Source organism: Streptomyces sp. SID14478 (genome assembly GCF_010548525.1).
Lineage (GTDB): Bacteria > Actinomycetota > Actinomycetes > Streptomycetales > Streptomycetaceae > Streptomyces.
The window spans coordinates 1-11637 of the sequence record NZ_JAAGMG010000631.1; the positions used below are offsets into that span (position 1 = coordinate 1).

The 11637-nt window shown below is 69.1% G+C and carries 8 protein-coding genes; 5 read left to right on the forward strand and 3 right to left on the reverse strand.

Annotated features, from left to right (window positions below; genetic code table 11):
• The first annotated feature begins 493 nt into the window (after positions 1-493).
• From G3I40_RS21115 to holA, 3 genes are all read left to right on the forward strand, one after another.
• On the forward strand, positions 494-1375 hold the full coding sequence (locus G3I40_RS21115) for a YceI family protein (RefSeq protein ID WP_164303699.1): 882 nt from the start codon (positions 494-496) through the stop codon (positions 1373-1375).
• A gap of 149 nt (positions 1376-1524) precedes the next feature.
• The gene (locus G3I40_RS21120; protein WP_164303700.1) at positions 1525-1770 is read left to right on the forward strand and encodes a hypothetical protein; all 246 of its coding nucleotides are present in this window, start codon (positions 1525-1527) and stop codon (positions 1768-1770) included.
• A 60-nt stretch (positions 1771-1830) separates the two neighbouring features.
• Entirely contained in the window at positions 1831-2814 is a 984-nt protein-coding gene (gene holA / locus G3I40_RS21125) for a DNA polymerase III subunit delta (RefSeq protein ID WP_164303701.1), read from the forward strand.
• A 229-nt stretch (positions 2815-3043) separates the two neighbouring features.
• On the opposite strand, the gene rpsT is transcribed toward holA, so the two are convergent.
• Positions 3044-3310, reverse strand: coding sequence for a 30S ribosomal protein S20 (rpsT, locus tag G3I40_RS21130; RefSeq protein ID WP_164303706.1), 267 nt, complete (start codon positions 3308-3310; stop codon positions 3044-3046).
• Between the two features lie 225 nt (positions 3311-3535).
• Between rpsT and lepA the strand changes: the two genes are divergently transcribed.
• Positions 3536-5407 carry a translation elongation factor 4 gene (gene lepA, locus G3I40_RS21135; RefSeq protein ID WP_164303702.1) on the forward strand — a complete coding sequence of 624 codons (1872 nt, stop codon included), beginning with the start codon at positions 3536-3538 and terminating at the stop codon, positions 5405-5407.
• A gap of 252 nt (positions 5408-5659) precedes the next feature.
• On the forward strand, positions 5660-7549 hold the full coding sequence (locus tag G3I40_RS21140; protein WP_164303703.1) for a long-chain fatty acid--CoA ligase: 1890 nt from the start codon (positions 5660-5662) through the stop codon (positions 7547-7549).
• A 42-nt stretch (positions 7550-7591) separates the two neighbouring features.
• Here G3I40_RS21140 and G3I40_RS21145 read toward each other — a convergent pair whose 3' ends face one another.
• Entirely contained in the window at positions 7592-8170 is a 579-nt protein-coding gene (locus G3I40_RS21145; protein WP_164303704.1) for a response regulator, read from the reverse strand.
• A gap of 12 nt (positions 8171-8182) precedes the next feature.
• On the reverse strand, positions 8183-11637 hold a 3455-nt coding region (locus G3I40_RS21150; protein ID WP_164303705.1), incomplete at its 5' end, for a HAMP domain-containing protein.

Here is an 11637-nt window from a genome sequence, read left to right on the forward strand (position 1 = left end):
GACGGTGGCGGCGCTGCGGGCCGGGGGAGCCGCCGTGCTGCGCACGGACACGGCGGGGTCGATCGCCGTCGTCGGCCGGGGCGGGGGCGGCGGGCCCGGGCTCGGGGTGGCGCATATGGGTCCCTGAGACCGGCCTCCGACGCGGCATTCGGCAAGCAGGGCACGGGAGTTCCGGAAGGGCGAGGCGGTCGTGCGGCACGGAGCGGAGCCGCGGGCGGCCGGGAGAGGGTTGCGCGCGACGGTACGGAGGGAGGGGGCGGCGCGCTGTCGGCGGATGGTGTCGGACTCGTTGCTACCAGTGAGTAGAAAAGCCACTGAGCTGGTGAAACGCCAACCGGAGGGGCTAATTCGGATCAGTCAGGGGCACGCCCGCACCTTCTCCGTCATTCCCGTGATGTGGGCCCGTGTTGCCTCGAAAGCCGCAACGATGGTCGAATGCTTCTTCGTTCACGTAGCAACTATCATTGTCAAGGCGCACAGGGGTGGGTAGGTCATGTTCGGCCGCTGGCTGGGAAACCGTACGAACCGGGCTCAACGGACCAATCCTCTCGCGGCGGTGACGCTGCCGCCGAGTGCGGGAGTGCTCAGCTGCCGGGCCCTCGATCCCGTCAACGAGCCGGTGAAGGACGCGGAGTTCGCCGTGAGCGACGCGATGGGGCGCAAGGTGGTCAGCGGGGGCGCCGACCCGTTCGGCTCGTTCGTGACGACGGTGCCCGCCGGCGAGTACCGGCTGGCCGTGTCGGCGGAAGGGTACGCCCCGTTCCACGGCAGCGCCTCCGTCGCCGCGAGCGGGCACGCCTCGCTCGGTGACGTCATGCTCCAGGTCGCCTCGCCGCCGCAGCTGCCCGCGCGCGGGGACTGGGAGATCGAGCCGACGCACTCCTCGATCGCGTTCACCGCGCGGCACATCGGGCTCGCGCGGATCCACGGGCGGTTCAACACGTTCGCGGGCGCGCTGCGCGTCGCCGACCGCATCGAGCAGTCCGCCATGCACGTCGTCATCGACGCCTCGTCCATCGACACGAACGTGAAGATGCGCGACGACCACCTGAGGTCCGGCGACTTCCTCGACGTCGACCGCTTCCCGACCCTGGAGTTCTACAGCGAACGCTTCATGCACCGCGGAGGCAGCCGCTGGGGCATCACCGGCGCGCTCTCGCTGCACGGCGTGACGCGCACGGTCACCCTGGACGCGGAGTACCTGGGCGTGGGCAACGGCATGGAGGGCGAGCCCCGGGCCGCCTGCCGTGCCACCACCGAGCTGCACCGCGACGACTTCACCGTCAGCTGGCAGACCATGCTCGCGCGGGGCATCGCGGTGGTCGGCTCCAGCGTCAAGATCGACCTCGACGTGCAGATCGTGCCCAAGGGCTGAGCCGCGTACAGAGCGGTCGGCGCGTGCCGGAGGATGCCGCGTCCCGCAGTGGTCGGCGCGAGCCGGGAGATGCCGCGTCCCGCGGTGGTCGGCGCGAGCCGGGAGATGCCGCGTGCAGAGGTGGTCGGCGCGTGCCGGAAAATGGGGACGTGAGCGATGTGAGACACGTACTGGTGCTGCCCGACCGCGATGCCGCGGAGGCGGTCGCCGAGGCGCTCGGCGAGCAGTTCGGGGTGGCCGAGGAGCCCCAGCTCGTACGGGACGCGCTGGCCGGTGAGGACGACGCCGAGGACGCGCAGTGGCTGGTGGTCGTCGAGGACCCCCGGGGCCGGCTCGACCCCGGGGAACTGGACGCGTTCGCGGCCGGGTGGGACGGCTGGCGCGAGGAGCCGTAGCCGGGCCGTCGACGAGCGGTCCGGCCGGGTTGTCAGTACCCCGTGGGATGCTTGTCGGCGATGGCCAGGAAGAGTGCAAACGACGATCCCCTCGCCCCGCTCACCCTCGCGGTGGGCCAGGAGGACCTGCTGCTCGACCGCGCGGTGCAGCAGGTGGTGGCGGCCGCCCGCGCCGCCGACGCGGACACCGACGTGCGCGACCTCAGCCCCGACCAGCTGCAGCCCGGCACGCTCGCCGAGCTGACGAGCCCGTCGCTGTTCGCCGAGCGCAAGGTCGTCGTCGTGCGCAATGCGCAGGACCTGTCGGCGGACACGGTCAAGGACGTGAAGGCGTACCTCGGCTCGCCCGCCGAGGAGATCACGCTGGTGCTGCTGCACGCGGGAGGCGTCAAGGGCAAGGGGCTCCTGGACGCCGCGCGCAAGGCGGGAGCCCGGGAGGTCGCCTGCCCGAAGATGACCAAACCGGCGGACCGGCTCGCCTTCGTGCGCAACGAGTTCCGGGTGCTCGGGCGCTCCGCGACCCCCGAGGCGTGCCAGGCCCTCGTCGACTCCATCGGCAGCGATCTGCGGGAGCTGGCCTCGGCCGTGACCCAGCTCGGCTCCGACATCGAGGGCACGATCGACGAGGCCGTCGTCGGGCGGTACTACACGGGCCGGGCCGAGGCGTCCAGCTTCACCGTGGCCGACCGGGCGGTCGAGGGGCGGGCCGCGGAGGCCCTGGAGGCGCTGCGCTGGTCGCTGTCGACCGGGGTCGCGCCGGTGCTGATCACCAGCGCGCTCGCGCAGGGCGTGCGGGCCATCGGGAAGCTGTCGTCCGCGCGCGGGGGGCGCCCCGCGGACCTGGCGCGCGAGCTGGGCATGCCGCCGTGGAAGATCGACCGGGTGCGCCAGCAGATGCGCGGCTGGACCCCCGACGGAGTCTCCGTGGCGCTGCGGGCCGTGGCCGAGGCCGACGCGGGCGTGAAGGGCGGCGGGGACGACCCGGAGTACGCCCTGGAGAAGGCCGTGGTGACGATCGCGCGGGCCGCGCGCTCGCGCGGGTAGACCACGGCCGCGGACATGCCGAAGGCCCCGCTCCCCGAGCCCTGGGAAGGGCGGGGAGCGGGGCCTTCGGATCACGCTCTGTGTGAGCCGCACCCGCGTGGCGAACGCAGGCCGTGTGCGGCTCGGGGGTGCCGGTCGGGGGCGGATGAGAGAGGGCCCGCCCGGGTCCTTCCGGCGTCAGATCACAAAAGATCCAGAGGAGTCCAGGAACAGGTCCTGGACGTCAGATTCAGCCCTTGAGGGTCGCGACCTTCGAAGCAAGCGCCGACTTCTTGTTGGCGGCCTGGTTCTTGTGGATGACACCCTTCGAGACAGCCTTGTCGAGCTCACGCGCGGCAGCGCGCTGGAACTCGGTGGCCTTCTCGAGGTCACCCGCGGCAACGGCCTCACGGGCCTTGCGGACCGCGGTCTTCAGGGAGGACTTGACAGCCTTGTTGCGCTGACGAGCCTTCTCGTTGGTCTTGATCCGCTTGATCTGGGACTTGATGTTCGCCACGAAATGAGCCTTTGCAGGTTCAGGCACGGGGCCGGTGAGGGTCCCGCGCCGATGATTTTCTCTGAGTGTGTGCCTCCTGCTGAGAGGGCATGAGACACAGCTGCCCACGGTAGCAGCCGTACTCCCACCGGCTCAAACCGGTCGCAGTGCCCGGGCCATGGGACGATGGAAGCTACGTATAGATCCGACCCGAGGCATAAGGCGCCTCAAGAGACAGGACCCTGCGTGCCCGCGACCCCTAACAATGTGCCCGAGCCGAGCCGTACCGCCCCGGCTCTGATCCGCAACTTCTGCATCATCGCGCACATCGACCACGGCAAGTCCACGCTCGCCGACCGGATGCTCCAGCTGACCGGAGTGGTCGAGCAGCGGCAGATGCGTGCTCAGTACCTCGACCGGATGGACATCGAGCGCGAGCGCGGCATCACGATCAAGTCCCAGGCGGTGCGACTGCCCTGGGCCCCCACCGAGGGCCCGGACCAGGGCAGTACCCACATCCTCAACATGATCGACACCCCGGGCCACGTGGACTTCACGTACGAGGTCTCGCGCTCGCTCGCCGCGTGCGAGGGCACGGTCCTGCTCGTCGACGCCGCCCAGGGCATCGAGGCCCAGACCCTCGCCAACCTCTACCTGGCGATGGAGAACGACCTCAAGATCATCCCGGTGCTGAACAAGATCGACCTGCCGGCCGCCCAGCCCGAGAAGTTCTCCGAGGAACTGGCCAACCTCATCGGCTGCGACCCCGAGGACGTGCTCAAGGTCTCCGCGAAGACCGGCGTCGGCGTGGACGCGCTGCTCGACAAGGTCGTCAAGGAGATCCCCGCCCCGGTCGGCGTCGCGGACGCCCCGGCCCGCGCGATGATCTTCGACTCGGTCTACGACTCGTACCGTGGCGTCGTCACGTACGTACGTGTCGTCGACGGCCAGCTCAACAAGCGCGAGCGGATCCGGATGATGTCCACCGGAGCCACCCACGAGCTGCTGGAGATCGGCACCAACTCGCCCGAGATGCTGTCGGCCGACGGCCTCGGCGTCGGCGAGGTGGGCTACATCATCACCGGCGTGAAGGACGTGCGTCAGTCCAAGGTCGGTGACACGATTACCTCCCTGCACAACGGTGCGACGGAGGCGCTCGGCGGCTACAAGGACCCCAAGCCGATGGTGTTCTCGGGCCTGTACCCGCTGGACGGCTCGGAGTACCCGGACCTGCGCGAGGCCCTGGACAAGCTCCAGCTCAACGACGCCGCCCTGGTCTACGAGCCGGAGACCTCCGCCGCCCTCGGCTTCGGTTTCCGCGTCGGCTTCCTCGGGCTGCTGCACCTCGACGTGATCCGCGAGCGCCTGGAGCGCGAGTTCGGGCTCGACCTGATCGCCACCGCGCCGAACGTGGTCTACCGCGTCGACATGGAGGACGGCACCGAGCACACCGTCACCAACCCGAGCGAGTTCCCCGAAGGCAAGATCGACAAGGTCTACGAGCCGGTCGTGCGCGCCACGATCCTCGCGCCGAGCGAGTTCATCGGCTCGATCATGGAGCTGTGCCAGACCCGGCGCGGCACCCTGCTCGGCATGGACTACCTCTCCGAGGACCGCGTGGAGATCCGCTACACGCTGCCGCTCGCCGAGATCGTCTTCGACTTCTTCGACCAGCTGAAGTCCAAGACCCGCGGGTATGCCTCCCTGGACTACGAGCCCACCGGCGAGCAGACCGCGAACCTGGTGAAGGTCGACATCCTGCTGCACGGCGACAAGGTCGACGCCTTCTCCGCCGTCACGCACCGCGACCAGGCCTACGCGTACGGCGTGCGGCTCGTCGCCAAGCTGCGCGAGCTGATCCCGCGGCAGGCCTTCGAGGTGCCCATCCAGGCCGCGATCGGCTCCCGGGTCATCGCCCGCGAGACCATCCGCGCCATCCGCAAGGACGTCCTCGCCAAGTGTTACGGCGGTGACATCTCCCGTAAGCGCAAGCTGCTCGAGAAGCAGAAGGAGGGCAAGAAGCGCATGAAGATGGTCGGCTCCGTAGAGGTGCCGCAGGAAGCCTTCATCGCGGTTCTGTCCAGCGACGACAGCGGCGGTGCCAAGAGCAAGAAGTAGCCGGCCGGCCCCGGAACCGTCCGGCGGCGGCGCCTTCACGAGGGGCCCGGTACGCACACAAGCGTGCCGGGCCCCTCGTTTTTCTGTGTGGGCCGTGTGTGCGCCGGGGCCCCTGGGGCGCGCCCGCGCAAGTTCACTGCCGGGGCCTCTTACGCGCCGGGCGAGCGCCCCTTACGCTGATCACTGCTCAATGGTTACTCGCCAGTTAAACAAGCCGCGTTTGCACACAGCCGCGGGCCCCCGGAGGACGTCGTGAGCGACACACAGACCCTGATCGAGAACCGGCCGCCGTCCGTGGCGTCTCTCTTCCTGGAGCGCGTGGCGGCCACACCGGATGCCGAGGCCTACCGCTACCCGGTGCCCGCCCCCTCCGGCCAGGGCCCCGACGACTGGAAGTCCTTGAGCTGGGCGGGCGCCGCGCAGCGGGTCTACGCCATCTCGGCCGGCCTCGTCGAGCTGGGCGTGCAGCCCGAGGAGCGGGTGGCGCTGGCCGCCTCGACGCGGGTCGAGTGGATCCTCGCCGACCTCGGCATCATGTGCGCGGGCGCGGCGACCACCACGATCTACCCGCAGACCAACGCCGAGGAGTCGGCGTTCATCCTGTCCGACTCCGCGTCGAAGGTGCTCGTCGCCGAGGACGCCGCGCAGCTCGCCAAGGCGCGCGAGCGGCGGGCCGACCTGCCCGAGCTGCGCCACGTGGTCGTGATCGACGCGACAGGGGTGGAGCCCGACGCCTCGGACCCCGACGGCTGGCTGCTCACCCTGGAGGACCTGGAGACGCGCGGCGCCGCCTACCTGGAGAAGAACCCGGACGTCGTCAAGGAGCGCGTCGCGGCGATCCGCAAGGACCAGCTCGCCACGCTCATCTACACCTCCGGGACCACCGGGCGGCCCAAGGGCGTACGGCTGCCGCACGACAACTGGTCGTACATGGCGAAGGCGATCTCCGCGACGGGCCTGGTCGGCGCGGACGACGTGCAGTACCTGTGGCTGCCGCTCGCGCACGTCTTCGGCAAGGTGCTGACCAGCGGGCAGATCGAGGTCGGGCACGTGACCGCCGTCGACGGCCGCGTCGACAAGATCATCGAGAATCTGCCGATCGTGCAGCCCACGTACATGGCGGCCGTGCCGCGCATCTTCGAGAAGGTCTACAACGGGGTCGCCGCCAAGGCGCGCGCCGGGGGCAACGCCAAGTACAAGATCTTCCAGTGGGCGGCCGGCGTCGCGCGCGAGTACGCGAAGGTCAGCCAGGACAACTTCCGCAGGACCGGCGTGAATTCGGTTCCCTTCGGGCTCGCGTCCAAGCACAAGGTCGCCGACGCGCTGGTCTACAGCAAGCTGCGGGAGGCCTTCGGCGGGCGGCTGCGGGCCTGTGTGTCCGGGTCGGCGGCGCTCGCGCCCGAGATCGGCTACTTCTTCGCCGGCGCGGGCGTGCACATCCTGGAGGGCTACGGCCTGACCGAGTCGTCGGCCGCGTCCTTCGTCAACCCCGGCGAGGCGTACCGGACCGGCACCGTCGGCAAGCCGCTGCCCGGCACCGAGGTGCGGATCGCGGACGACGGGGAGATCCTGCTGCGCGGCCCCGGCATCATGGAGGGCTACCACGGGCTGCCCGAGAAGACCGTCGAGGTGCTGGAGAGCGACGGATGGTTCCACACCGGTGACATCGGCGAGCTCTCCGCGGACGGGTACCTGCGGATCACCGACCGGAAGAAGGACCTGATCAAGACCTCCGGCGGCAAGTACATCGCGCCGGCCGAGGTCGAGGGACAGTTCAAGGCCGTGTGCCCGTACGTGTCCAACATCCTGGTGCACGGGGCCGACCGGAACTTCTGCTCCGCGCTCATCTCGCTCGACGAGCCCGCCATCCTGGACTGGGCCAAGGAGAACGGGCTCGGCGGTGCGTCGTACGCGCAGATCATGGCCGCGCCCGCCACGGTCCAGCTCATCGACGGGTACGTCCAGGAGCTGAACCAGGGTCTCCAGAAGTGGCAGACCATCAAGAAGTTCAAGCTGCTGCCGCGTGATCTCGACATCGAGCACGGCGAGTTGACGCCCAGCCTCAAGCTCAAGCGGCCCGTCGTCGAGCGGCAGTACAAGGAGCTGCTCGACGAGATGTACGCCGGGTCCCGCGAGGGATAGCGGTTCCGTGACGCGCGGTCGAGGCGCCCCGCTCCCGTCGGATCAGGGGCGCCTCATCGTGCGGAGGGTCTCCTGCATGCGGGCGATGTCACCGCGCAGCTCGCGGACGTCGGGCGCCGCGTGCGCGGCCAGCTGCCGCTCGATCGAGGCCATCCGGGACGTCAGCGCGTCGAACTGCCGCTGCTCGCGGGCCAGCAGCCGCTCCAGCTGCTGCGTCTTGCGGTGCAGGTCCAGGAAGACGGTGACCTTCGCGCGCAGCACCCAGGGGTCGAAGGGCTTGGTCAAGTAGTCGGCCGCGCCCGTCGCGTAGCCGCGGAAGGCGTACCCGGCGTCGGCGTCCGTGCCCGTGAGGAAGATGATGGGGACGTCCTTCGTCTGGTCCAGGCGCTTGATGTTCGTCGCCGTCTCGAAGCCGTCCATGCCGGGCATCCGGATGTCGAGCAGGACGACCGCGAAGCGGCGGCGCAGCAGCGCCTTCATCGCCTCCTCGCCCGAACGCGCCCGCACCAGCGGCTCGTTGAGGGAGCCCAGCACTGCTTCCAGTGCGACCAGATTGTCCTCCATGTCGTCGACCAGGAGGATGCTGGCCCGTTCGTCCGAACTCGTTTCTGCGGTGGTCATGGTGACGGTGCCTCACTCGATCGTCGGCGGGGCGACAGGATCGACGGTGCTCTCCTGTTCCCCTGATGCGGTGGGTTCGTCCGTGGTGTCGTCGACCTCGGGGGCCAGGAGGTCGCACACGACGGTCAGCAGCTGATCGACGTCCACCGGTTTGGGTACGTAGTCGTTGGCGCCCTTGGCGATCGATTTCTCCCGGTCGCCGGGCATGGCCTTGGCGGTGAGGGCCACGATCGGCAGACCTGCCCAGCGTGGTGTCCCGCGAATGACGGAGATCGTCTCATAACCGTCCATCTCCGGCATCATGATGTCCATCAGGACGAGTTCGATGTCCGGGTTGCCGTCGAGGGTCTCGATGCCCTCCCGGCCGTTCTCCGCGTAGAGGACGGGCATGCCCACCCGGCCGAGCACGTGCGTGAGCGCGAACACGTTGCGGATGTCGTCGTCGACGATGAGGACGCGGCGGCCCGGCAGCACCTTGCCCGCCAGGCCGGTCTTCCACTGCTCCAGCTTCGTCGGCGTCGGCCAGTTGTCCTCCTGCTCGTGGATCGTGAACGCCTCGGTGGGCTCGGCCAGTTGCGCCGGGAGCAGCGGCGTCCGGTCCGGGGCGCGGTGGAGCGGCGGGGCTTCGGCAACCGGCTCGTGGCCGGGATAGACCACGGGGACGTACAGGGTGAAGGTGGAGCCCTCGCCGGGTTCGCTCTCGGCGATGATGCGGCCGCCGAGCAGTCCGGCGATCTCCCGGCTGATGGACAGACCGAGCCCCGTGCCGCCGTACTTGCGGTTGGTGGTGCCGTCGGCCTGCTGGAACGCCTCGAAGATGACGGGGAGTTTGTCGCGGGCGATGCCGATGCCGGTGTCGGACACGGCGAACGCCATCAGGTCCTCGGCCTCGCGCACGTACTTGTGCTCGGGGTCCTTGACCCGGCTCACGCGCAGCTCCACCTTGCCGTTGGCGGTGAACTTGATCGCGTTCGACAGGAGGTTGCGCAGGATCTGCTGGAGGCGCTGTTCGTCGGAGAAGACCTCGCGCGGCACGTCCTCGCCGACCGACACCTCGAAGGCGAGGCCCCGGTCGAGGGTGATGGGCCGGAAGGTCGCGTGGACGTAGTCGAGGAGCTTGATGAGGGGGAGCTTCTTGGGGCGTACGTCCATCCGCCCGGCCTCGATCTTCGACAGGTCCAGGATGTCGTTGATGAGCTGGAGGAGGTCCGAGCCGGAGCGGTGGATCGTCGTCGCGAACTGGACTTCCTGGTCGTTGAGATGGCCGTCCGGGTTGTCGGACAGGAGTCGGGCCAGGATGAGCAGGGAGTTGAGCGGCGTGCGCAGCTCGTGCGACATGTTCGCCAGGAACTCCGACTTGTACTGGGAACTCGTGGCCAACAGGGCGGCCTTTTCCTCCAGTTCGGCGTTCGAGCGCTGCAATTCGCCCTGCTGGCGCTGGAGTTCGTCGCTCCGTTCCTGCAGCTGGGTCGCCAGGCGCTGGGACTCGCCGAGCAGGGACTCGGTGCGGGAGTTGGCGATGATGGTGTTGATCGCGACGCCGATGGTGTTCACGAACTGGTCGAAGAAGGCCAGGTGGACGTCGGAGAAGCGGGAGAAGGACGCCAGCTCGATGACGCCGAGGAGCTTGTCCTCGAAGGGGATCGGGATGATGACGACGGAGGCGGGGGAGGCCTCGCCCAGACCGCTGTTGATCTTGATGTAGTCCGGTGGGGCCTCCTCCACCAGGATGCGCTTCTTCTCCAGGGCCGCCTGCCGGACCAGGCCGTGCACCGGCATGCCGCCCGTGTCGACGACCGAAGCGGCGGCCGATCCGTACCCCGCGATATAGGCAAGTCCCTTGGTGGGAATGGCCGTTCGGATCGCCGTGTCGTCCTCGTCCGGCTCCGCGAGGAAGAAGGCGCCGTACTGCGCGTTCACCAGCGGGGTCAGCTCGCGCAGGATCAGGTCCGCGACCTCCATGAGGTCGCGGTGCCCCTGCATCAGGGCCGCGAGGCGCGCCAGGTTCGACTCCAGCCAGTCCTTCGCGCGGGTCGTCTCACGCAGGTTGGCCACCATCAGGTTGATGTTGTCCTTCAGCTCGGCGACCTCGCCCTGGGCATCCACCGTGATGGAGCGGGACATGTCGCCCGAGGTCACCGCGGACGCGACCTCGGCGATGGCACGGACCTGCGTCGTCAGGTTCAGGGCCAGCTCGTTCACGTTCGTCGTCAGGCGCTTCCAGGTGCCGTACACGCCCTCCACCCGTGCCTGGCCGCCGAGTTGGCCCTGGGAGCCGACCTCGCGGGCCACGCGCGTGACCTCGGAGGAGAAGGAGGAGAGCGTGTCGACCATCGTGTTGATGGTCGTCTTGAGTTCGAGGATCTCGCCGCGCGCGTCGACGTCGATCTTCTTGGAGAGGTCGCCCTGGGCCACGGCCGTGGCGACCTGCGCGATGTTGCGCACTTGGGAGGTCAGGTTGTCCGCCATGTAGTTGACGTTGTCGGTCAGGTCCTTCCAGACGCCCGACACGCCGTGCACGGTTGCACGCCCGCCGAGGCGGCCGTCGGTGCCGACCTCGCGGGCCACGCGGGTCACCTCGTCGGCGAAGCCGCGCAGCTGCTCCACCATCGTGTTGACCGTGTCCTTCAGCTCCAGGATCTCGCCGCGCGCGTCGACCGAGATCTTCTTGGAGAGGTCGCCCTGGGCCACGGCCGTGGTGACCTGGGCGATGTTGCGGACCTGTGAAGTCAGGTTCGACGCCATGAAGTTGACGTTCTCGGTCAGGTCGTTCCAGACGCCAGCCACGCCGCGCACCTGGGCCTGGCCGCCCAGGTTCCCTTCGGTGCCGACCTCGCGGGCGACGCGGGTGACCTCGTCGGCGAAGGCGGAGAGCTGGTCGACCATCGTGTTGATCGTCGACTTCAGTTCGAGGATCTCGCCCTTCGCCTCGACCGTGATCTTCTTGCCGAGGTCGCCCTGGGCCACGGCCGTGGACACGAGCGCGATGTTGCGGACCTGGGAGGTCAGGTTGTCCGCCATGAAGTTGACGTTGTCGGTGAGGTCCTTCCAGACTCCGGAGACGCCGCGGACCTGGGCGCGGCCGCCGAGTTGGCCTTCGGTGCCGACCTCGCGGGCGACGCGGGTGACCTCGTCGGCGAAGGCGGAGAGCTGGTCGACCATCGTGTTGATCGTCGACTTCAGTTCGAGGATCTCGCCCTGCGCGTCGACGGTGATCTTCTGGCTCAGGTCGCCGTTGGCCACGGCCGTGGTGACCTGGGCGATGTTGCGCACCTGTGAAGTCAGGTTCGACGCCATGAAGTTGACGTTGTCGGTGAGGTCCTTCCAGACCCCGGAGACGCCGCGGACCTGGGCGCGGCCGCCGAGCTGGCCCTCGGTGCCGACCTCGCGGGCGACGCGGGTGACCTCGTCGGCGAAGGCGGAGAGCTGGTCGACCATCGTGTTGATCGTCGACTTCAGTTCGAGGA